Origin of the sequence: Jeongeupia naejangsanensis (assembly GCF_016865585.1) — a bacterium.
GTDB lineage: Bacteria > Pseudomonadota > Gammaproteobacteria > Burkholderiales > Chitinibacteraceae > Jeongeupia > Jeongeupia naejangsanensis.
In genome coordinates this window covers 312,831-333,970 of sequence record NZ_JAESND010000001.1, presented here as the reverse complement: position 1 = coordinate 333,970, position 21,140 = coordinate 312,831, and the positions used below count along the sequence as shown (strand labels likewise).

The window sequence follows — 21,140 nt, the reverse complement described above, 5'->3', positions numbered from 1 at the left end:
TATCAGCCACCACCGCAAATGACCTGCAGCGTGGCGGGCGGGATCAGGAACAGCACGCTGTAAAGCAGCAGCCAGACCAGCAGCAGGAAGTGCCAGTAGCGTGCACACAAGCGTGTTCCCGACGTGATGTCAGCACCTTGCCTTGCACGGATCATCAGTAATCCCCACGCGATCAGCCCGCCCAGCACATGCACGCCGTGCATGCCGGTGAGCAGGTAAAAGAAGCTGTTGGCCGGGTTGCCCGCCACGAGGAATCCCGCCGACCGCATCTGCTGCCAGGCCACCAACTGGCCGATCAGAAAGGCGCACGCGAACAGGCCTGCGGCCCGTAAAGCGATTCTGCGCCGCTGGTGCGTGGCGGCGGCCTGCAGGGCGATGCTGGCCAGCAGCAGCGTCAGCGTGTTCCAGCCCAGCAGCGGGAGGGCCGGCAGGCGTTGCCAGTCGATGCTGTCCGAACGCACCGCGTAGGCCTGGATGACCTGCAGGAACAGGACGGTGATCACGGCAATCAGCACCCATAGCCCGAGCCGGGCTGCGGCATCGGAAGGAGGGCGCGCGAGGGTGGCATCGTTCATGGCGTGTCCTTGTCAGGCTTCGCATCATCGCCCCCCAGTGGGGAGGTCGAGGTCTGCGGCAGGAAATCCGCTTCCGCACCCGGCACGCTGTAGTCGTACGGCCAGCGGTGCACTTCTGGCAGCGCAGGCCCCCAGTTGCCGTGACCGGGCGGGTTTTCAGGCGTTTGCCATTCCAGAGAGGCCGAGCCCCAGGGATTGGAGCCGGACGGCTTGCCGTTGAACGCGCTGCGGGCGAGGTTGTAGAGGAACACCAGCTGGAAGGCGCCGACGACCAGCGCGGCGACGGTGATGAAGGCGTTCAGCTGCTGTGCCGACGGCGGAATGAAGGCGTAGTTGTCGTAGGCGTAGTAGCGGCGCGGCATGCCGAGAATGCCGAGGTAATGCATCGGGAAGTAGATGGCGTAGCTGCCGACGAAGGTCACCCAGAAATGCAGTTTGCCGAGCGTGTCGTCCATCATTCGGCCGGTCACTTTCGGGTACCAGTGATAGATGCCGCCGAAGATCGCCAGAATCGGCGACACCCCCATCACCATGTGGAAATGGGCGACGACGAAGTAGGTGTTCGACAGCGGCATGTCGGTGCTGACGTTGCCGAGGAAAAGCCCGGTCAGGCCGCCGATCACGAAGGTGCTGACGAAGCCGATGGCGAACAGCATCGGTACGGTCAGGTGGATGTCGCCACGCCAGAGCGTGAGCAGCCAGTTGTAGACCTTGATCGCAGTCGGGACGGCGATGACCAGCGTGGTGGTGGCGAAGAAGAAGCCGAACCAGGGGTTCATCCCGCTGACATACATGTGGTGCGCCCACACGACGAAGCTGAGTACGCCGATGATGACGATGGCCCACACCATCATCCGGTAGCCGAAGATGTTCTTGCGTGCGTGCGTGCTGATCAGGTCGGAGACGATGCCGAACGCCGGCAGCGCGACGATGTAGACCTCGGGGTGGCCGAAAAACCAGAACAGGTGCTGGAACAGGATCGGGCTGCCGCCCTTGTACGCCAGTGCCTGGCCCATCGACACCACGGCGGGCATGAAGAAGCTGGTGCCCAGCAGTTTGTCGAACAGCATCATCACCGCGCTGACGAACAGTGCCGGAAACGCCAGCAGCGCCATGATGGTGGCGACGAGGATCCCCCATACGGTCAGCGGCAGCCGCATCAGCGTCATCCCGCGCGTGCGGGCCTGCAGCACCGTCGTCACGTAATTGAGCCCGCCCATCGTCGCCGCAACGATGAAGATCGCCAGTGACACCAGCATCAGCACGATGCCGCCGCCACTGCCTGGCGTGCCGGGCAGGATGGCCTGCGGTGGATACAGCGTCCAGCCCGCACCGGTCGGCCCGCCGGGCACGAAGAAGCTGCCCATCAGCACGACGACTGCCAGCAGATACATCCAGTAGCTGAGCATGTTGAGGAAGGGAAACACCATGTCGCGCGCGCCGACCATCAGCGGGATCAGGTAGTTGCCGAAGCCGCCGAGGAAGAGCGCGGTCAGCAGGTAGATCACCATGATCATTCCGTGCATGGTGACGAACTGGTAATAGTGATTGGCGTCGATGAAGGCAAAGCGGCCGGGGAAGCCGATCTGCAAGCGCATCAGGTTGGACAGCACCAGCGCCACCAGCCCGACCGCGATCGCCGTGATCGTGTACTGCACCGCAATCACCTTGTGATCCTGGCTCCATACATAGCGGGTCCAGAAGCTGTGCGGCGCGTGTTCATGTTCCGGATAGGCCATGGCGCTTCCTCACTGCTGCGCGGTGGTCGCCGCAGGCTTGGTGGACAGCGACCTGATGTAGGCGATCAGAGCGTTCACTTCCTGATCGTTCAGGTCGATTTTCGGCATCACGGGCTGGAAGCCCTCGACCAGTTTCGAGTTCGGTACGGTGATCGCTTCCCTGAGGTAGGCCTCGTCGACCAGGGCCATCGTGCCACCCGCCAGCCGCTCGTGCTTGCCGTACAGACCCTGCCAGCCCGGACCGACACCGGCACTGGTGGTCGGGCTGTGACAGGCCACGCAGCCCTTGCTCTGTGCCAGCGCCTGACCCTGGCTTACCAAGGCGGTGGTGGGAGATCCGCCGGCCATTGCTGTCGATGTCGTTCGGGGGGGGGGCGTGAATGACGCAAGCGTCACGCGCTGTTTGCCCAGCCACGCCCGATAGCCCGTTTCATCGTCGACGACCACATGGCCGCGCATGTTGAAGTGCCCCACGCCGCACAGCTGGGCGCACAGTATCTCGTACCGCCCGGTTTTGGTCGGCGTGAGCCAGAACGACGTCACCATGCCCGGCACCATGTTCATCCGGGTCCGGAAGGGCTGGACGAAAAAGTCGTGCAGCACATCCTGCGAGCGCAGCAGGATCTTCACCGGCTGATTGACCTGAACGTGTACCTCCGGCTCGCTGATCAGGATGTCGTCGCGTCCGCGCGGGTCGGCCGGATTGAGACCGAACGGGTTGCTCGGACCGATGAAGCGCACGTCGGTCGAGCCGAGCTGACCGTCCGGGCCGGGCAGGCGGAAGCGCCATTGCCACTGCTGGCCAATGGCCTCGATGACGGCTGCGGAAGGGGGGGGGCGGATCAGGTCTGCGTAGACGAACAGCCCGGGTGTCAGCATGGCGGCGATGCCTACCCCGGTCAGCGCAATCAGCCAGCGCTCCAGCCTGCGGTTGTCCGGCTGGAAGGCCGCGCGATGGCCGTCGCGATGGCGGAAACGGACGATGCACCAGGCGATGAAGACGTTCACCGCGATGAAGACCGCACCGGTAATCAGCAGGGTGATGGACAGCGTCGTGTCGATGAGCGCCCAGTTGGAGGCAAGCGGCGTATACCACCACGGGCTGAAGGCGTGGAACAGGACTGCGGAGATGACCAGTGCGACCAGTACGATTGCGAGCGCCATGGGGTGTCTGCCTGCTGCCGTGCCCGTGCAACCGGAGTTTGCTGCGGGCCGCGTACGTCGTTTCACGCTAGCACATCGTGACCGGTGCACCGGCCGCAGCGGCAAACCGGGCGACGGCCTGCAACCCGGTATCAGGTGCGAGGGTCGGCACGCAACTTGCTTGGACTATGCTGGTTCCTATGCAAAGTCCTGCCTCCATGCTCCGCGTTCTGCTCGTCAACGACACTGCCAAGCCCATCGGTGAATTGCGCGATGCGCTCGAGCACGCCGGTTACGCGGTGATCGCCGAGGTCGACGGTGCGGCGGCCTTGCTGCATGCGGTGGAAACGCAGCGCCCCGATGTGGTGATCATCGATACCGAATCGCCGTCGCGCGACACGCTCGAGCAACTGGCGGTGATGGGCCACGCCGCACCGCGGCCGGTGGTGATGTTCGCCGACCGCAGCGAGCCGCAGGCGATCCGCGATGCGGTTGGTGCCGGTGTCACCGCGTATGTGGTCGATCACGTCGGTGCCGACAGGCTCGCACCGATCATCGAGGTGGCGCTGGCTCGGTTCGAGGAAGAGGCGCGGCTGAAAAAACGCCTCGCCAACGCCGAGCAGCAGCTTGCCGACCGCAAGCTGATCGACCGCGCCAAGGGCGTGCTGATGGACAAGCGGGGGCTGAGCGAGGCCGAAGCCTATGCCACGCTGCGCGAGCAGGCGATGAAGCAGGGGAGCCGGATCGCCGACGTAGCGCGCCAACTGATCGCGATGGCCGAGCTGCTCGGCTGAAGGAAGAACACATGTCCCACCTCTACGAATCGCTGCCGGGCTACCGGATCACCGGGTCCGACGCGCCCGAAAAAACGGTGCTCAAGCTCGGTTTCGTGCCGCTGTCCGACTGTGCACCGCTGGTCGCGGCCAAGGTGCTCGACCTTGGCCGCGCGCACGGCATCGAGATCGAACTCTACCGCCAGCCATCATGGGCGGCGGTACGCGACAAGCTGATTTCGGGTGAGCTCGATGCCGCGCATGCGCTGTACGGTCTCGTCTACGGCGTCGAACTCGGCATCGGCGGGCCGCAGGCCGATATGGCCGTACTGATGACGCTGAACCAGAACGGTCAGGCGATCACGCTGTCGAACCGCCTCGCCGACGCGTTGCAGGCCGGCCGCGGGCTGCGCGAGCTGCTTGCGGCCGGGACGCGTCGCCCGGTGTTCGCGCAGACCTTCCCGACCGGCACGCACGCGATGTGGCTGTATTACTGGCTGGCGGCACAGGGCATCCACCCGCTCGCCGACGTGAAACCGGTGGTGATCCCGCCGCCGCAGATGAGCGATGCGCTGGCATCAGGCGTACTCGACGGCTACTGCGCCGGCGAGCCGTGGCACGCGGTTGCCGAAGCGGAAGGGCACGGCCGCACGGTGATCCGCAGCGGCGAAATCTGGCCCGATCATCCGGAAAAGGTGCTGGCCTGCCGGCGTGACTTCGTTGCCCGCCATCCGAATGCCGCCCGTGCGCTGACGATGACGCTGCTCGAAGCCTGCCGCTGGCTCGACGACCTCGAACACCGGCGCGAGGCCGCGGGCTGGCTGTCCGGGCCCGGCTATGTCGGCCGGGCCAGCCAGTTGATCATGCCGCGCTTGCTTGGCGACTATGGTCGTCTCGGCGACACTGCGCCGCTGATGCGCTTCTTCGGAGGCGGCAGCGTCAACTACCCGTATCTGTCGGACGGGCTGTGGTTCCTCAGCCAGTACCGCCGTTGGGGCTTGCTGTCGCAGCAGGTCGACATGGCGGCTGTGGTGCGTGCGGTCAATCAGACCGCGCTTTACGACGAAGCCGCCTCCGCGCTGGGCGTATTGCAGCCAGCCAGCCCGATGCGCAGCAGCACGCTGATCGACGACAGGGGCTGGGACGGCAGCGATCCGCAGGGTTATGCGGACGGATTCGAAATTCGTGCCGATGCCGGCGTTGGCGGGATCGGCGACGGGCGGCGCTGAAGCGCCGACCTGCGATGTTGCGGTGCGCAAATGCTGTGCGCGCGGGCTGCCATTTGCACCGATGCAGTGCGCCATGCCGGGACGAGTTGTCCCGGAAACCCAGCAAATTCCGAGCGTGAACGAAAACCATGATCTGGCACGGCCCTTGCTGAACATGAAGTGAGTGGCACAACGGCGTGCCGCTCGCCAAATCGGAAGTGAAGGCCAACGGCGGTTTTCAGCTTCAAGGACAACGGCGTCCCTCCATGTTTCGCGACATGGACGGATGCCGTTTTTGTTTTCCTGCTTGGGAGATTGTCATGAACCGTTCCTTCTGGCGTGCAGGGCATACGCCGACGCTGTTTTCCGCCTTCCTGTATTTCGACCTCAGTTTCATGGTCTGGTATCTGCTCGGGCCGCTGCAGGTACAGATCGCCGGCGATCTGCACCTGACCACGCAGCAGCGCGGGCTGATGGTCGCCACGCCGATTCTGGCCGGCGCGATCCTGCGGCTGGTGATGGGGGTTGTCGTCGACCGGATCGGCGCCAAACATGCGGGGCTGATCGGACAGGTGATCGTGATCGCTGCGCTGCTGACGGCGTGGCAAGTCGGCTTCTCGACCTTGACCGGTGCGCTGACGCTGGGGCTCTTCCTCGGGGTGGCCGGTGCGTCGTTTGCCGTCGCCCTGCCGCTGGCTTCGCGCTGGTATCCGCCCGAGCATCAAGGCACGGCGATGGGCATTGCCGGTGCCGGCAACTCGGGCACCGTGCTGGCCGCACTGTTTGCGCCGCTGCTGGCAGTGGCGTTCGGCTGGCAAAACGTCTTCGGTCTGGCATGCATTCCGCTGGTGATCACGCTGATTGTTTATGCCCTCAACGCCAAGGATGCGCCGGGTGCCGCGCCGAAAAAGAAACTCGCCGACTACCTCGCCGTGCTCGGCGAGAAGGACGCGTGGTGGTTCATGTTCTTCTATGCGATCACCTTCGGCGGCTTCTCGGGCTTTGCCAGTGCCTTGCCCGGCTACTTCCATGACCAGTTCGGCTTCGATGCCAGAACCGCCGGCCTCTATACCGCCGCCTGCGTGCTGGCCGGTTCGGTGATGCGCCCGATCGGCGGCGTGCTGGCCGACAAGGTCGGCGGCACCAAGTCCCTGCTCGTCGTCTACACCGCCACCGCCTTGCTGATTGCGCTGGCCGGTTTCAACGTCGGCGGTTCGGCCGGTGCGGTGACACTGTTCATTGCCGCGATGCTCTGTCTCGGGGCCGGCAACGGCGCGGTGTTCCAGCTGGTGCCACAACGCTTCGGCAAGGAAATCGGCGTGATGACCGGGCTGATCGGCATGGCCGGTGGTGTTGGTGGCTTTGCGCTGGCAGCCAGCCTCGGTGCGATCAAGCAGGCCACCGGCGATTACGCGACCGGGCTGTGGCTGTTCGCCTGCATCGCCGCGCTGGGCTGGATGAGTCTGGCCGGTGTGAAGCAGCGGTGGCGCAGCGACTGGACCGTTGCCGCAGCGCGTGTTTAAGGAGAAACCACAATGAAAAAGCCCAAACTCGTCGTCGTCGGCAACGGCATGGCCGGCATCCGCACCGTCGAAGAACTGCTGACGCTGGCGCCCGATCTGTACGAGATCACCGTGCTCGGTGCAGAACCGTACCCGAACTACAACCGCATCCTGCTCTCGCCGGTGCTGGCCGGCGAGCAGGAGTTCAAGGACATCGTCCTGAACCCGCTGTCGTGGTACGAGGAAAACGGCATCCGGCTGCATCTGGGCAAGAGCGTCGCGCGGATCGACCGGCACCGCCGTACCGTCGTCGCCGACGACGGCACCGAGGAGCCGTACGACCGCTTGCTGCTGGCGACCGGTTCGATGCCCTTCATCCTGCCGGTGCCGGGCAAGGACCTGAAAGGCGTGATCAGCTACCGCGACATCTACGATACCGAAACGATGATCGCTACCGCCAAGGCCAAGAAGCACGCCGTCGTCATCGGTGGCGGCCTCTTGGGGCTCGAGGCAGCCAACGGGCTGAAGATCCGCGGCATGGATGTCACCGTCGTGCACTTGGGCGAGTGGCTACTCGACAAGCAGCTCGACGTGACCGCCGGCCAGTTGCTGCAAACCTCGCTTGAGGAGCGCGGGCTGACCTTCCTGCTGCAGAAGCAGACCGCCGAGCTCGTCGGTAACGACGCCGGAGAAGTGACCGCGGTGCGTTTCAAGGACGGCGACGAAGTCGCTGCCGATCTGGTGGTGATGGCCGTCGGCATCCGCCCGAACACCGCGCTGGCGGAAAGCGCCGGGCTGCATTGCAACCGCGGCATCGTCGTCAGCGATGCGCTGCAGACCTTTGACCCGCGCATCTACGCCGTCGGCGAATGCGTCAGCCACCGTGGCGTGGCTTACGGTCTGGTCGCGCCGCTGTTCGAGCAGGCCAAGGTCTGCGCCAACCATCTGGCGCAGCTCGGCATCGGCCAGTACAAGGGCTCGCTGCTGTCGACCAAGCTCAAGGTCACCGGCATCGACCTGTTCAGCGCCGGCGATTTCATGGGCGGCGAGGGCACCGAGGACATCGTGCTGTCCGACCCGGCCGGCGGCGTTTACAAGAAGCTGGTGATCAAGGACGACCAGCTCGTCGGTGCCTGCCTGTACGGCGATACCGCGGACGGTGCGTGGTACTTCAAGCTGTTGCGCGAGGGACGCAAGATCGCGGACCTGCGCGACCACATCATGTTCGGCGAGTCGGCGATCGGCGACGCCGGCGTCCAGGGCCAGAGCCGCGCCGGCGCGATGCAGGACAGCGACGAGGTCTGCGGCTGCAACGGCGTGTGCAAGGGCAGCATCGTCAAGGCGATCAAGGACAAGGGCCTGTTCACCGTCGACGACGTCAAGAAGCACACCAAGGCGGCCAGCTCGTGCGGCTCGTGCACCGGCCTGGTCGAGCAGATCCTGATGAACACGCTGGGCAGCAGTTTCCAGGAAACGCCGAAGACCAAGGCGGTGTGCGGCTGTACCGACCACAACCATGGCGAGGTGCGCAAGGCGATCCGCGAACACCATCTGACGTCGCACAAGGCCGTCTACGACTTCCTCGAATGGCGCACGCCGAACGGCTGCGCAACATGCCGGCCGGCGGTCAACTACTACCTGATCTCGACCTGGCCGAAGGAGGCCGTCGACGATCCGCAAAGCCGCTTCGTCAACGAGCGCGTTCACGCCAACATCCAGAAGGACGGCACGTTCTCGGTGATTCCGCAAATGAAGGGCGGCGTGACCAATGCATCCGAGTTGCGGCGGATTGCCGACGTTGCCGACAAGTACCACGTGCCGATGGTCAAAGTCACCGGTGGCCAGCGCATCGACCTTTTGGGCGTGAAGAAGGAAGACCTTGTCAGTGTCTGGAAGGACCTCGGCATGCAGTCCGGCCACGCCTACGGCAAGTCGATTCGCACGGTGAAAACCTGCGTCGGCAGCGAGTTCTGCCGCTTCGGCACGCAGAACAGCACCCAGATGGGCATCGACCTCGAAACCATGCTCGCGAACATGTGGTCGCCGCACAAGGTCAAGCTCGCGGTCTCCGGCTGCCCGCGCAACTGCGCCGAATCGGGGATCAAGGACGTCGGCGTGATCGCCGTCGACAGCGGCTGGGAGCTGTATGTCGGCGGCAATGGTGGCATCAAGACCGAGGTCGCGCAGTTTCTTTGCAAAGTAAAAACCAGCGACGAGGTGAAGGAATACAGCGGCGCCTTCCTGCAGCTCTACCGCGAAGAGGCGTACTACCTCGACCGCACCGTGCATTACATCGCCCGCGTCGGCCTCGACTACATCAAGCAACGGGTTGTCGACGACGCAGCCAACCGCAAGGCGCTGTACGAGCGGCTGCTGTACTCGCTCGAAGGCCTGCCCGACCCATGGGCGGCGCGGATCGCCGGCGCGCAGAAGAACGAGTACATCCCGATCAAACTCGTGACCGCAGGAGAACCGGCATGAATGCCCCGCTGAACACCGAACAATGGCTGCGCGTCTGCGCGGTCACCGATATCCCGGTGCTCGGCAGCCGGGTGGTCGAGCGCGACGCCGGCAATATCGCCGTGTTCCGTACCGCAACCGACAACGTGTTCGCTTTGCTCGACCGCTGCCCGCACAAGGCCGGGCCCTTGAGCCAGGGCATCGTTCACGGCGAGACGGTGACGTGCCCGCTGCACAGCTGGAACATCGACCTGAGCTCGGGCGAGGCCAGGGCGCCCGATGTCGGTTGTGCGCGGCGCTTTCCGGCGAAGGTAGAGAACGGCGACGTCTATCTGGCGTTGGGGTAAGGACGGGGAGCATGGCGATGAAAACGGTCACGAAGTCCACGTGTTGTTACTGCGGCGTCGGCTGTGGCGTGCTGATCGAGTCGGACGGCGACCGGATCACCGGCATTCAGGGCGATCCCTCGCACCCGGCCAATTTCGGCCGGCTGTGCACCAAGGGTATGACCCTGCCGGCGACTGCGGCCAGCCTGACCGGTCGTGCGCTGTATCCGGAAATGCGGCTGACGCGTGATGCCGAACGTCAGCGCATCGATTGGGATGCCGCGCTCGACACGGTGTCCGAGCGCTTTGCCGACATCATCGAGCGTCACGGCCCGGATGCGGTGGCGTTCTACGTGTCGGGCCAACTGCTGACCGAGGACTATTACGTCTTCAACAAGCTCGCCAAGGGCGTCGTCGGTACCAACAACATCGATACCAACTCGCGGCTGTGCATGAGCAGCGCCGTCACGGCATACAAACTGGCGCTCGGTGCCGATGGTCCGCCGACGTGTTATGAGGACCTCGAACTTGCCGATTGCGTGCTGCTCGCCGGCAGCAATATGGCGTACGCGCACCCGGTGCTGTTCCGTCGGCTCGAGGCGGCCAAGGCGACACGGCCGGCGACGAAGTGGGTCGTCATCGATCCGCGCCGTACCGATACGGCGGCGATGGCCGACCTGCATCTGCAAATCCAGCCCGGCACCGACGTTGCGCTGTTCAACGGCATGCTGCACCACCTGATCTGGGAAGGACTGGTCGACCCGGCCTACATCGCCGCGCACACCGCCGGCTTTGCCGAGCTGAAAAAACTGGTGCGCGATTACACGCCCAAGATGGCGGCGGAGCTGTGCGGGATACTCGAAGCCGACCTGATCCAGGCGGCTGAATGGTTCGGCGCCAGCGGCGGTGCCTCGCTCTCGTTGTACTGCATGGGGCTGAACCAGTCGGCGCACGGCACCGACAAGAATCTGGCTCTGATCAATCTGCACCTGGCCACCGGCCAGATCGGCAAGCCCGGCGCCGGACCGTTCTCGCTGACCGGCCAGCCGAACGCGATGGGCGGGCGCGAAGTCGGCGGCATGGCGACGATGCTCGCCGCGCATCGCGACATCGCGATCCCGTCGCACCGCGCCGAGGTTGCCGAGGTCTGGGGCGTGCCGGCCGGGCGGTTGTCGAACCAGCCGGGCTTGCCGGCGGTGGCGATGTTCGACGCGATCCGGGACGGCAGGATCAAGGCGGTGTGGATCGCCTGTACCAACCCGGCGCATTCGCTGCCCGACGCCGGCAAGGTAGCCGAGGCGCTCGAAATGGCCGAGTTCGTCGTCGTCCAGGAGGCATTCACCAATACCGACACCGTACCGTACGCCGATGTGCTGCTGCCGGCCGCGACCTGGGGCGAGAAGGCCGGAACGGTGACCAATTCCGAGCGTCGGATCTCGCGCGTCCGCGCCGCAGTCGCCGCACCGGGCGAGGCGAGGCCCGACTGGTGGATTGCGTGCGAAGTCGCGAAACGGATTGCGGCACGACTGTACCCGGATGAAGCAGCGGGTTTCGCATATGTGGAAACATCGGCGATTTTCGACGAGCACCGCAGGCTGACGGTGGGGCGTGACCTCGACATCGGCGGCCTCGACTACGCGCTGCTCGAATCGCATGGCCCGCAGCAATGGCCGCTGCCGGCCGGCATGCGTCAGGGGCTGGCGCGGCGTTATGTGGACGGCGGCTTTGCCACGCCGGATGGCCGCGCGCGCTTTCATGCTACGCCGTACAAACCGGTCGCCGAGCCGACCAATGCCCGCTATCCGTTTCATCTGCTCACCGGCCGCTTGCGCGACCAGTGGCACGGCATGAGCCGTACCGGACGGCTGCCGCAGCTGTTCGCTCACACACCCGAGCCGAGCCTGACGATGCATCCGCACGATGCCGAGCGCCGTGGCCTGAAGGCCGGCGATCTGGTGCGGGTGGCCAGCAAGCGTGGCGCACTGGTGCTGCCGCTGGCGATCGGCAATGACGTGCCGAGCGGTAGCGTCTTCGCCGCGATGCACTGGAACGGCCAGTTCCTCAACTCGCTTGGCATCAACGAAACCAGCGTGCCGATGGTCGACGCGCGTTCGTTCCAGCCCGAGCTCAAACATGCCGCGGTCCGGATCGAGCGGGCCGAGCTGCCATGGCGGGCAATGGCGGCGTTGCGCAGTCCGGATGTATTGCAGCTGCACGCGGCGGTGCAGCCGTTGCTGGCCGACTGCGATTACGCCGCGATCAGCCTGCAGGGGCGCGACACGCTGGTACTACGCGCCGCGTGTGCCGAAGCACCGGCCGGCTGGCTGGAAAATCTGTTCGCTGCGCTCGAGCTGCAACCGGGCGCTGACGTACTCGAGTATCGCGACGCGCGGCGCAATCTGGTCAAGCGGGTCGGCTGGCGTTCGCGGGATGAAGGCGGCAGCGTGCTGGCCGGCTTCGTGTTTGCTGGCGATGTGTCCGGCGCCGAGGGACTGCTCGATACCTTGCTCGCCGGCGAGGTCTGGCAGGGGCCGCGACTGGCGGTGTTTGCGCCTAAGGGCGCAAGCACCGTGCCGCGTGATCGGGTGGTCTGCAACTGCATGCAGGTGCGCGAATCGCAAATCGCCGGCCGCGCTGCGGCTGGTGCCGGTCTTGAACAACTGAAGGCCGAACTCGGTTGTGGCACCGTCTGCGGTTCGTGCGTGCCCGAAATCAAACGCCTGTGCGTGCCTGGCGCACGGGCCGCCTGAACGCGGATTCAAGGAGAACATCATGAACGGCAAAGTAACCCTGCTCGGTGCCGGCCCCGGCGATCTGGATCTGCTGACGCTGAAGGCGGCCAAGGCGCTGGCGGCGGCCGAGATCCTGCTGCTCGACGATCTCGCGAATCCCGACATCGTGAAGTTGGCGCCACAGGCGCGAGTGATCCGCGTCGGCAAGCGCGGCGGCTGCAAATCGACGCCGCAGGATTTCATCCAGCGGCTGATGCGCCGCTATGCGCTGGCCGGCAAGGCCGTTGTACGGGTGAAGGGCGGCGAGGTGCTGCTGTTCGGCCGTGCCGGCGAGGAGATTGCCTACCTGCAGGCGGCTGGCGTGGCGGTCGAGATCGTCAACGGCATCAGCTCCGGCCTCGCCGCTGCGGCGAGCCTCGGCATTTCGTTGACGCATCGCGAGCACTGCCGTGGCGTGACCTTCGTCACCGCGCATGCGCAGGACCATTCCGAGCCGGACTGGGATGCGCTGGCCGCGGCCGGGACGACGCTGGTGATCTACATGGGCATGAGACGGATCGGCAGCCTGAGCGATGGCCTGATGCGGACCTTGCCTTCTTGTACGCCGGCGGCTGTGGTGCAATGGGCCAGCACCGATCGCGAGCAAAGGCTGGTGACGACACTCAGTGCACTGGCCGGCGATGCCGAGGCGGCCGGGCTCGGCAGCCCGGCAATCATCCTCGTCGGCGAGGCGGTTGGCGAAGCGCTGCCGACCGCCTTGCCGCTGGCGGCCTAGCGGTACTTGATCGCGATGCCGATCAGCCGGTGGCCTTCGATGTCCTGCACCGTTGCTGCCCAGTAGGGACCCGACACATAGGCGCCGACCGGCTGGATGCGGTCGTAGACGATGACGACGGCGTCGGCGCCGAGCTTCGCTGCCTCGGCGCGCAGCTTGTCCTCGACTTCGGTCACGCCGGGTGCAGGATCGGTGCTGGCGTCGATCTTCACTTCGCCGATCCGGTCGAACGGCTTCTTCGGCTCTTCACGCAGGATCTGTACCGATGCCGGGTCGGTCGGCGCGGGGTGGGCCACGCCGACGTACTGGGTCGACGTGGCGTCGATGCTGGCGCAGGCGCTCAGGGCCAGTGCAAACAGGGCAGGAACAAGGCGGCGAAGCGGCATGATTGAACTCGTGAGATGAGAATCAATCCCGATTGTAGCGTGGCGGCCAGTTGTTGCCATAAGAAACTTTGCCGCCGGGCCATGTGTCGCCGACCGCAGTGCGGCCGGTGACGTACGCCGATTCAGCCGGAAGCGCCGGACGATGCTGCCGCTGGGGCGTCCTGAACTGCGCAAGTCAGGGCGAGGCCGACCGGCAGTCCGCCGGGCAGGTTGCGGACGCCGCATACCGTCCGCACGTGTGCACCGCGGTCACCCAGTACGGCGACGAGCAGTTCCGATGCGGCATCGAGCACCTGAGCGTGCCCGGTGAAGTCGTCGCTGCAGGTGATGTAGCCATCCAGCCGGACAAGCTGTACCAGCGTGTTGAAGCTACCGAGGTGGCGATGAAGCTGCGCAAGCGCGTTGAGTACCGCACGCCGGGCCGCCTCGCGCCCTTCGTCGACAGTCAGCTCCGCGCCGATGCGCCCGAGCAGTACGGGTTCGCCGGCAATGGCCGGCCCCTGCATCGAGACGAACAGCAACGATCCGGTCCGGACAACCGCCTGATAGGCGCCGAGTGGCTGGGGCGGCTCGGGCAGGGTGAGGCCGAGCCCGGCCAGGCGTGCAACGACGTCGTCAGTCATGATCGGCCCCGGTGCTTGGCCACGGCCGCAGGATGATGCTGCCCCGTGCCTGGTTGGCCGCAATGCGCCGGTGCGCCTCGGCGGCTTGCGACAGCGGCAGCACGCTGTCGATCTGTGGCTTGATCCGGCCGGCCTTGATCGGTTCGAGCCAGGCAGCAAAGTCCTCGATGTCGCCAACCAGCGTGCCGCGCAGCTGCTTCTGCGAGAAGAAGAAATCGCGGATATCGAAGCTCACGGTCGTGCCAGCCATGAAGCCCATCGTGACGATGATGCCGAGCGGCCTGACGGCGGCAATGGTCCGGGCGAGTACGTCACCACCGAGATTGTCGATCGCCACGTCGACACCGGCGCCGCCGGTCCAGTTGCGGACGGCTTCGACGAAGTCCTGCCCGTTGCTGTCGATGACCAGCTCGGCGCCCAGCTGGTTTGCCAGCTCGGCCGATGCAGCGCTCTGCACCGTCGTGGCGACCCGTGCGCCTAGCGCACGGGCTACCTGGATGGCCATGATGCCGGTGCTCGATGCGCCGGCGTGGATCAGCACCCGGTCGCCAGCCTTGACCTCGCCGACAATCTGGACAGAGCGGATCGCGATCAGCAGCGCTACCGGCAGTGCGGCGAGCTGCTCGGCAGGCAGGTCGGTCGTGTCGCGGAGCAGCCAGTGCTCGGGCACGACGACGTATTGCGCATATGTGCCGGGAATCTGGATGCCCGGAATGGCATAACTGGCGGCAGCGGTGACCGGGCGCACATCGGTGTGGGCCGGGTCGGTCGGGTAGCCCGGCATGGTGATGACGCGATCGCCGACGCTGACGCGGCTGACGCCTTCGCCCAGTTCGACGACTTCGCCGATGGCGTCCGAGCCGAGGATGTGCGGGAAGGCCAGCGCCGGGGCAATCTGACCCAGGCGCACGTAATGATCCAGCCGGTTGATGCCGACGGCCAGCACCTTGACCAGCGCTTCGCCCGGGCCGGGACGTGGTGTGGCGACCTCTTCAAGGCGGATCTGCTCGGGGCCGCCGAAGGCGTGGATGACTGCTGCTTGCATGGTGTACCTCCAGGTTCAAATGGCTTGTCCGGACGAAATGCCCCGGGGCGCTCACTACGTGGCCGGGTGAACGCGGAGCGGGTTCCGGACAGGTGCTACAATCCTAAGAGGTGTACTAACTATTTGAAAAGTAGGTACTTTTTTGTAATGTAGTTACCATTTGGTAACTTTTGGAGGCATGCCGGATGGCTGAACCGGATTTCATCCTGCGAGAAAACTGCCCGCAACGGCGGATCCACTACATCCTCAACGGCAAGTGGACGTCGATGGTCCTGTCGGTGCTGAGCTACGGCCCGATGCGTACCGGCCAGCTGGAGCGCGCGCTGCCCGGCATCTCGAAAAAAATGCTGACGCAGACGTTGCGGGAGGTGGAAAACGGCGGTCTGGTGCATCGCGAGGTGTTTCACGTCGTGCCGCCGAAAGTCGAGTATTCGCTGACGCCGCTGGGCATCCGGTTTGTCGAGCCGCTGAGCGCGTTGTACGACTGGGCCAAGGACAATGCTGCGGCACTGGACGAACTCGAAGACAACCTGCGTCGCAGCGCCGAGGCCGCAAGCAAACAGGGCGAGTGAAGCACCAACTTCGGTACGAGGCCATTGAATGCACAACACCCCCGTCGCACTGGCGAAGGGGGTGTTGTCGGTACGTCGCTGTATGCGTGTGATGCAGCGAGCCGGATCTCAGGTCGGATCCACCGTGCCGGCTGCGATCATGCGCAATGCGGTCAGGCTGGGTACGAAGAAGTAGTCACCGCCACGTGTTTCCACGAAACGCGGCAGGCGCGGCAGGATGTAGGGGGCTTCGTCGCTGTTCGGGTCGACCTGCAGTACGGCCTTGCTGGGGAAGTGTTCGCTCTGGCTATGGTTGCCGAGCAGGATTTCCTTGTCGTTGCCGGCCTTGAAGTCGTTGCCGTAATTGATCCACTGCTGCTGGACGAATTCGAACTGCCGGTTGATGTCGGCATTGAGCATCATGATGACGATGCCGTGATTGCCGTCGTCGCGGCTGCGATCCTTGACCTCGCCGTAGGGCAGTCCGCGGCGCAGGATGCGGCGGCGGTTGCTGAGTGCGCCGGGGGTGTCGAACGCGCCTTTGCTGACGCTGAATCCGCCGCAGACTTTGGCCGGGGGCTGTTCGTCGCGGGTGAGCTCAAGCGAGGCGCGCGGGTTGATGCGGCGAATGTGTGCGCTGAAAGGGCAGCGACCGCCGCTCATGTCCTCGTCGTAGGTGAAGTTGCTCAGGAGCTGATCCTTGCCGTGGCTGTCGGCAGCCTTGTACTCGGCATCGAAGCGCAGCTTGCTGCCGGCATCCCAGGCCTTGACGATGGGCGCGCCGTTGTCGCGCCAGCGGCCGACGAATTTGGCTGCCAGCAGCTCCTTGCCGCCCTGATAGCGTTCGCCGTGTTCGTCCAGGTACTTTTCGAACGTGCCGACGTTCTCGTGCAGCTTGCGGTAGATCATGTACGTGCCGTTGCGTGACAGCAGCAGCGGGCTGGGGGCGGGTGGGTATTCCAGCGCTTCGTCGGTGTGGCCGAGCAGGAACTCGCCGGCCGCCAGCGGCGCCCACTGGCCGTTGTCCAGTTGCTTGCCCCGGCCGTTGATGCGGTCCGCATCGTAGGGCACGCCTTCGAACACCGGGTCGCCAATCCCGTCGGTGTAGCCGAAGTGCTCCTTGCTGGTCGGTACGCCGTTGTCCAGCACGGCCTTCACGTCCTGATAATCAAGCAGATCGCCGTCGTCGCCGCGATGCCCGCCCAACTGCACCACGCCACCCTGGCATGCGGCCAACTGATCCTGCAGCCACCGGTAACCGGCCTCGACGCGTGCCTGTGCTTCCTGTACTGCAGCGTGTATCACGGCGGGGTCGGCGTCCTTGGGGAGGGGCATCAGGCCGTTGATGGAGACGAAGATGTGTACGTCATGCTCGCGCGTTTCGCGGTTGCGCTGCCAGATCGGGTCCCAGTGTTCGGGGGCGCTCGGGCCGTCATCGCCCAAGATGTCCCGGCGGTCTTTCATGCCGGCGACGAATTCGGGCGAGAAGCCGATCAGCGACTCGCGCGGCAGATCCAGCTCTTTCAGTCCCTGGTAGGCGAAGGCGACATTCAGTGTCCACTCGGGCGCGGGCAGTTTGTCCGGCCCTTCGCCCCATTGCACCGCGGTGGTCACGCGACGGGTCAGGGCGGCAACAAAATCACGCCCGCGGGCACCGTCACGGATATTGAAAAACACGTAGCGGGCGGCCGGATAACGAAAGCGGCCGTAGGCACGCAGCACATTGCCCTGAATATCCAGCAAATCCAGTTGTTGGGTCACGCTTGCAATCCTTGTTGATCAGGGCAGTCGGTACTTGCCGGGTTCCCAGGTGGGGGCGGCCAGTTCGTGCGGGGCGATGCGCGTCATGAAGTCCCGGAAGTGCTGCCGCAAGGTTGCGGTCGGCAGGCCCTGGTTGGCGACGGCGAACTTGGCGAACTCCTGCTTGATGTACAGCGCCTTGAGCTGCTCGGGCAGAGCCTCGTCGTTGGAGCCGACAAAAAACAGCGATGCAGGCAGTGCGCAGCGCTGAATATAAGTGGCGAAACCGTCGGCATCCTTGACCTCGTCAAAGCCGTAGCAGTACTGCCAGATCGATTCGATCTGCGGACGTATGGCCTGCCACATGCCGCGCAGATAGGGCGCAATATTGCCGGACGGGCCGACATGGACATTGGCGGAGAACACCAGATAGCGCGACTTGAGCTGATCGTGTGCCGGCATGACGGCGCGCCGCAGCCAGTCGGGCACCACTGGCAGCCAGTCGCTGATGGTGTCGAGCGCACCGCCGCCGGGCAGTGATTCGGTATACGGATTGTCGAGCACGAAATAGCGGCACAGATAGGTCTGCGGTACCGCTGTCATCGGGCTGTTTTTCAGCTCATTCCAGCTCAGCAGAATGCTGCGGACCCTGTCTGCATAGGCGATTTCTTCGTCCGCGACGATACCGGGCCTGATCGGCGAAAGTACCGTCAGTGCATAGGCGTTGCCACTGAGATTGCCCATCAGTGCTTGCTCCCGTCGAGTTGGCCGTCATGCCAGCGCTGGCGCCGCTCGACCTGATAGGCCGACATGCTGACGATGGGTGTGGGGTACATATCGCCCAGGTCGTGCTGCAGGTCCCGCAGCAGCTTGCGGTATTGCCGGGCGAATTCGTCGTCACTGCTTTCGCGGGTGGTACTGTCGAAATCCAGCAGTTTGGCCTTGACGATGCGGGCCGATTTCACGTCATTGGACGTGGCGAGCGGATAAGCGTTGTAGTAGTGCAGCGTGTCGAGCTGGTTGTAGCGGATGTATTTATGGAACGGCGTCAGCGCGACCGATTTGGGATAACGGATGTTCCATTTCCAGAACATGTCCAGTCCGCTGGGAATGGCAAAGGTGAACGAGTCGACATACTGATCCCAACTGCCGTTGAAATTGCTGAAGAACAGCATGTATGCGTACTTGAGGTCTTCTTTCGGCTGGCTGGGGTGGACATGCGGAAACTGGTTGCGGCCAATGATCACCCAGCGCGCGTAATGGATCAGCGACAAGGTAATCAGGCCTTTGAGCGTGGACGGGTTTTTAAGTGCGGCCCAGAAAATCACTTTGTTGAGCCATACCGTATACCAGCGTATTGGCGTTACTACGTTCATTGCATAGGCTTTGCCGGCAATGTTGGACATGGCTGCCCTCGGGAGTGGTCGTTGATCCGGACGTACGTTACGTTTGTCTTACATAATTCAATTTTCTCGCTGACGATCTTAGTTTGCATGCTGTTGGCATGCAAGTTTTTGCTTGCAAACTGTGGGTTGCTTTGCAGGAGAGGACTCTGGCGTTCGAGTCTGGCGCTATCCGGTTGTGGCTTCCGGCACATACAACAAAGCCACCTTGCGGTGGCTTTGTTCGTGCTGGCACGGTGGAGTCCCGCGTAATTTCAGTAGGTGTAGAACATCCGCTGGATTTCCTTGGTGTCCTTCGTCTTTGTCAGTGCCAGCATCAGCAGGATGCGGGCCTTTTGCGGGCTGAGCGTGTCCGAGACGACGAAGTCGGTTTCGTCATCGTTGTTTTCGCCGTTGCGGATGGTCGGGCCGTTGCCGACGCGCGAGGAGCGGACGATCTGCAGGCCTTGCTTGCGCAGTTCGGTCAGACGCGGGCGCACGGTATTGGCCAGGCTGCCGTCGCCGGTGCCGGCATAGACGATGCCGACGTCGCCGGCTGCGGCGAAGGCGTCGATGGCGATGGTGTTGGCATTGGCCGAGCCGTAGGCGATGTCGACAGCGGGCAGCTTGTCGAGCTTGCTGACGTCGAACTCGGTATCGGCCGTGTTCTTGCGGGTGCTGGCGCGGTAGAAGATCGGCTTGCCCGAGACGATGTAGCCGAGGCTGCCCAGTTCCGGCGAGCGGAAGGTGTTGGCGGTCATGGTATTGGTCTTGGTGACGTCACGCGCGCCCTGGATTTCGTCGTTCAGCGTCACCAGCACGCCGCGGCCGACCGAGTCCTTGCTGCCGGCGGTCGCAACGGCGTTGTACAGGTTGATCGGGCCGTCGGCGCTGATCGCGGTCGACGGACGCATCGAGCCGACGATGATCACCGGTTTCTTGCTCTTGACCGTGAGATTGAGGAAGTAGGCGGTTTCCTCGATGGTGTCGGTGCCGTGGGTGATGACGATGCCGTCCACGTCCGACTGCTTCAGCAGCTCGTTGACGCGCTTGGCGAGCTTGAGCCAGTGATCGTTGGTCATGCTTTCGCTGGCGATCTGGAACACCTGCTCGCCTTTGACGTTGGCCACTTTCTTCATTTCCGGCACGGCTTCGATCAGCTTCTCGACGCCGATCTTGGCCGCGGTGTAGCCGACCGTGGTGGTGCTGGTGGCACCGGTGCCGGCAATCGTGCCGCCGGTGGCCAGGATGACCACGTTCGGCAGTTTGTCTGCTGCGTGCACGGATACGGCGGCAAACAGTGCCGCGGCACAAAGGCCTTGCTTGGTAAGGGTGGCAAACATCCGCATGCTCTCCGAGTATCTGGCAGGCGGCTTGATCCCGGATCGGTGATACGGCGCCTGCGCTTTTCTGGGGTTGATGTGCGCTGCCGTCTGGCAGGGTGAAAATCATCATGCACGCCGTGTTTTTGCAATCCTATTGCCATGTTTCCTGATGGGGAAACGCCTTAGCGATGCCGGCCGGTTAATGCTCTATTGGGAAATGAAATCAGGCACTTAGCGGTTGAAATTGTTGCGGCTGCACATTGCCGGTGCGTGGCTGGCACCGATTTGGCCAATGCTGAAATCACTGCCGTCGCAAGGACTTGTCCGGGGCGATACGGCGTGTTGGCGAATGGATGCGCTGCGGCGTGCATCGATTTGGCGCGGTGCAAACATGGAGATGGCCAACGGCTTGCCGGATGGCCTTTGCCATTGCCGACGCCCTAATCGGCTATGCTTTCGGCTTTTATGCGACACCGAACATGAATCACTCCGCCATCTGCCAGTTCACGACGGCCGAAACGTCGCCCAGCCACGACCATCCGCGCGCGGATCGCCGCGTCGACGGCAATCCCTTGCGGACGACCTGGGAGCATTACGCGCGACAAGGGCTGTCGTGCGGTGTCTGGGGGTGCGAGGTCGGAAGCTGGAACATCCGCTTTGCGGACAATCGCGACGAGTTTTTCTGTGTGATCGAAGGTCGGGTCCGGTTGCACGACGGGACAGGGGCCGTAGCCGAATTCGGCCCGGGGGAAGCCGGCGTGATTCCGGCAGGCTTCGCCGGCCGGTTCGAAGTGGTCGAGACGGTGCGAAAGTACTTTGTCGTGGTCGATCAGACGGCCTAGTCGGCGCCCGTTT

19 protein-coding genes are annotated in these 21,140 nt (G+C 64.3%); 9 read left to right on the top strand and 10 right to left on the bottom strand.

Translation table 11 applies throughout. The features are described 5' to 3' along the window. Positions 1-2: 2 nt before the first annotated feature. The 3 genes from JMJ54_RS01545 to JMJ54_RS01535 are packed head-to-tail and all read right to left on the bottom strand — an operon-like array spanning position 3 to position 3,478. Complete coding sequence (locus tag JMJ54_RS01545) at positions 3-575, bottom strand: cytochrome c oxidase subunit 3 (protein WP_203536186.1); 573 nt, start codon at positions 573-575, stop codon at positions 3-5. Beyond that, a complete protein-coding gene (ctaD, locus tag JMJ54_RS01540; RefSeq protein WP_203536185.1) occupies positions 572-2,314 on the bottom strand; it encodes a cytochrome c oxidase subunit I in 1,743 nt (580 codons plus the stop codon). The genes JMJ54_RS01545 and ctaD overlap by 4 nt, the downstream gene beginning before the upstream one ends. Before the next feature lie 9 nt (positions 2,315-2,323). Then, a complete protein-coding gene (locus JMJ54_RS01535) occupies positions 2,324-3,478 on the bottom strand; it encodes a cytochrome c oxidase subunit II (protein ID WP_203536184.1) in 1,155 nt (384 codons plus the stop codon). 197 nt (positions 3,479-3,675) lie between these two features. Between JMJ54_RS01535 and JMJ54_RS01530 the strand changes: the two genes are divergently transcribed. From JMJ54_RS01530 to cobA, 7 genes are all read left to right on the top strand, one after another. Next, the gene (locus tag JMJ54_RS01530; protein WP_238999832.1) at positions 3,676-4,251 is read left to right on the top strand and encodes an ANTAR domain-containing response regulator; all 576 of its coding nucleotides are present in this window, start codon (positions 3,676-3,678) and stop codon (positions 4,249-4,251) included. A gap of 11 nt (positions 4,252-4,262) precedes the next feature. Further along, entirely contained in the window at positions 4,263-5,459 is a 1,197-nt protein-coding gene (locus JMJ54_RS01525; protein WP_203536182.1) for a CmpA/NrtA family ABC transporter substrate-binding protein, read from the top strand. Between the two features lie 299 nt (positions 5,460-5,758). Then, positions 5,759-6,961 carry a nitrate/nitrite transporter gene (locus JMJ54_RS01520; protein ID WP_203536181.1) on the top strand — a complete coding sequence of 401 codons (1,203 nt, stop codon included), beginning with the start codon at positions 5,759-5,761 and terminating at the stop codon, positions 6,959-6,961. 12 nt (positions 6,962-6,973) lie between these two features. Beyond that, the gene (gene nirB, locus JMJ54_RS01515; RefSeq protein WP_203536180.1) at positions 6,974-9,421 is read left to right on the top strand and encodes a nitrite reductase large subunit NirB; all 2,448 of its coding nucleotides are present in this window, start codon (positions 6,974-6,976) and stop codon (positions 9,419-9,421) included. Beyond that, positions 9,418-9,747 carry a nitrite reductase small subunit NirD gene (gene nirD, locus JMJ54_RS01510; protein ID WP_203536179.1) on the top strand — a complete coding sequence of 110 codons (330 nt, stop codon included), beginning with the start codon at positions 9,418-9,420 and terminating at the stop codon, positions 9,745-9,747. Before nirB ends, nirD begins: the two co-directional genes overlap by 4 nt. Positions 9,748-9,764: 17 nt before the next feature. Continuing rightward, positions 9,765-12,476, top strand: coding sequence for a nitrate reductase (locus JMJ54_RS01505; protein ID WP_238999831.1), 2,712 nt, complete (start codon positions 9,765-9,767; stop codon positions 12,474-12,476). Positions 12,477-12,498: 22 nt separating this feature from the next. Beyond that, entirely contained in the window at positions 12,499-13,233 is a 735-nt protein-coding gene (gene cobA, locus JMJ54_RS01500; protein ID WP_238999830.1) for a uroporphyrinogen-III C-methyltransferase, read from the top strand. On the opposite strand, the gene JMJ54_RS01495 is transcribed toward cobA, so the two are convergent. The 3 genes from JMJ54_RS01495 to JMJ54_RS01485 all read right to left on the bottom strand — a co-directional run bounded on the left by JMJ54_RS01495 (position 13,230) and on the right by JMJ54_RS01485 (position 15,287). After that, positions 13,230-13,619: a YdgH/BhsA/McbA family protein gene (locus tag JMJ54_RS01495; protein WP_203536177.1), complete on the bottom strand. Its 390-nt coding sequence runs from the start codon at positions 13,617-13,619 to the stop codon at positions 13,230-13,232. The two genes, cobA and JMJ54_RS01495, sit on opposite strands and share 4 nt — an antisense overlap. Before the next feature lie 122 nt (positions 13,620-13,741). Beyond that, complete coding sequence (locus tag JMJ54_RS01490; RefSeq protein WP_203536176.1) at positions 13,742-14,242, bottom strand: RidA family protein; 501 nt, start codon at positions 14,240-14,242, stop codon at positions 13,742-13,744. Further along, on the bottom strand, positions 14,235-15,287 hold the full coding sequence (locus JMJ54_RS01485; protein ID WP_203536175.1) for a quinone oxidoreductase family protein: 1,053 nt from the start codon (positions 15,285-15,287) through the stop codon (positions 14,235-14,237). Before JMJ54_RS01485 ends, JMJ54_RS01490 begins: the two co-directional genes overlap by 8 nt. 185 nt (positions 15,288-15,472) lie before the next feature. On the opposite strand from JMJ54_RS01485, the gene JMJ54_RS19335 reads away from it, so the two are divergent. Further along, positions 15,473-15,859 (top strand): winged helix-turn-helix transcriptional regulator, encoded by a 387-nt coding sequence (locus tag JMJ54_RS19335; RefSeq protein ID WP_203536174.1) that lies wholly within the window; start codon positions 15,473-15,475, stop codon positions 15,857-15,859. A 108-nt stretch (positions 15,860-15,967) separates the two neighbouring features. Here the strand turns inward: JMJ54_RS19335 and JMJ54_RS01475 are convergent, their stop codons facing one another. From JMJ54_RS01475 to JMJ54_RS01460, 4 genes are all read right to left on the bottom strand, one after another. Next, positions 15,968-17,599 (bottom strand): Dyp-type peroxidase, encoded by a 1,632-nt coding sequence (locus JMJ54_RS01475; protein ID WP_203536173.1) that lies wholly within the window; start codon positions 17,597-17,599, stop codon positions 15,968-15,970. Positions 17,600-17,617: 18 nt separating this feature from the next. After that, positions 17,618-18,322: a hypothetical protein gene (locus JMJ54_RS01470; RefSeq protein WP_203536172.1), complete on the bottom strand. Its 705-nt coding sequence runs from the start codon at positions 18,320-18,322 to the stop codon at positions 17,618-17,620. Next, positions 18,322-18,984, bottom strand: a complete 663-nt coding sequence (locus JMJ54_RS01465; RefSeq protein WP_203536171.1) for a hypothetical protein — start codon at positions 18,982-18,984, stop codon at positions 18,322-18,324. The genes JMJ54_RS01470 and JMJ54_RS01465 overlap by 1 nt, the downstream gene beginning before the upstream one ends. A 251-nt stretch (positions 18,985-19,235) precedes the next feature. Then, positions 19,236-20,303: a type II asparaginase gene (locus tag JMJ54_RS01460; RefSeq protein WP_203536170.1), complete on the bottom strand. Its 1,068-nt coding sequence runs from the start codon at positions 20,301-20,303 to the stop codon at positions 19,236-19,238. A gap of 398 nt (positions 20,304-20,701) precedes the next feature. On the opposite strand from JMJ54_RS01460, the gene JMJ54_RS01455 reads away from it, so the two are divergent. Beyond that, positions 20,702-21,127, top strand: coding sequence for a cupin domain-containing protein (locus JMJ54_RS01455; protein ID WP_238999829.1), 426 nt, complete (start codon positions 20,702-20,704; stop codon positions 21,125-21,127). Positions 21,128-21,140: the final 13 nt, after the last annotated feature.

Excerpts from the sequence above, each read along its gene's own strand:
- JMJ54_RS19335 (WP_203536174.1), top strand. The coding sequence starts at position 15,473 with ATGGCTGAACCGGATTTCATCCTGCGAGAAAACTGCCCGCAACGGCGG.
- JMJ54_RS01465 (WP_203536171.1), bottom strand. The coding sequence starts at position 18,984 with ATGTCCAACATTGCCGGCAAAGCCTATGCAATGAACGTAGTAACGCCA.
- nirB (WP_203536180.1), top strand. The coding sequence starts at position 6,974 with ATGAAAAAGCCCAAACTCGTCGTCGTCGGCAACGGCATGGCCGGCATC.
- cobA (WP_238999830.1), top strand. The coding sequence starts at position 12,499 with ATGAACGGCAAAGTAACCCTGCTCGGTGCCGGCCCCGGCGATCTGGAT.
- JMJ54_RS01505 (WP_238999831.1), top strand. The coding sequence starts at position 9,765 with ATGAAAACGGTCACGAAGTCCACGTGTTGTTACTGCGGCGTCGGCTGT.
- JMJ54_RS01460 (WP_203536170.1), bottom strand. The coding sequence starts at position 20,303 with ATGTTTGCCACCCTTACCAAGCAAGGCCTTTGTGCCGCGGCACTGTTT.
- JMJ54_RS01525 (WP_203536182.1), top strand. The coding sequence starts at position 4,263 with ATGTCCCACCTCTACGAATCGCTGCCGGGCTACCGGATCACCGGGTCC.
- ctaD (WP_203536185.1), bottom strand. The coding sequence starts at position 2,314 with ATGGCCTATCCGGAACATGAACACGCGCCGCACAGCTTCTGGACCCGC.
- JMJ54_RS01485 (WP_203536175.1), bottom strand. The coding sequence starts at position 15,287 with ATGCAAGCAGCAGTCATCCACGCCTTCGGCGGCCCCGAGCAGATCCGC.
- JMJ54_RS01535 (WP_203536184.1), bottom strand. The coding sequence starts at position 3,478 with ATGGCGCTCGCAATCGTACTGGTCGCACTGGTCATCTCCGCAGTCCTG.
- JMJ54_RS01520 (WP_203536181.1), top strand. The coding sequence starts at position 5,759 with ATGAACCGTTCCTTCTGGCGTGCAGGGCATACGCCGACGCTGTTTTCC.
- JMJ54_RS01470 (WP_203536172.1), bottom strand. The coding sequence starts at position 18,322 with ATGGGCAATCTCAGTGGCAACGCCTATGCACTGACGGTACTTTCGCCG.
- JMJ54_RS01455 (WP_238999829.1), top strand. The coding sequence starts at position 20,702 with ATGGCCTTTGCCATTGCCGACGCCCTAATCGGCTATGCTTTCGGCTTT.
- nirD (WP_203536179.1), top strand. The coding sequence starts at position 9,418 with ATGAATGCCCCGCTGAACACCGAACAATGGCTGCGCGTCTGCGCGGTC.
- JMJ54_RS01545 (WP_203536186.1), bottom strand. The coding sequence starts at position 575 with ATGAACGATGCCACCCTCGCGCGCCCTCCTTCCGATGCCGCAGCCCGG.
- JMJ54_RS01530 (WP_238999832.1), top strand. The coding sequence starts at position 3,676 with ATGCTCCGCGTTCTGCTCGTCAACGACACTGCCAAGCCCATCGGTGAA.
- JMJ54_RS01490 (WP_203536176.1), bottom strand. The coding sequence starts at position 14,242 with ATGACTGACGACGTCGTTGCACGCCTGGCCGGGCTCGGCCTCACCCTG.
- JMJ54_RS01495 (WP_203536177.1), bottom strand. The coding sequence starts at position 13,619 with ATGCCGCTTCGCCGCCTTGTTCCTGCCCTGTTTGCACTGGCCCTGAGC.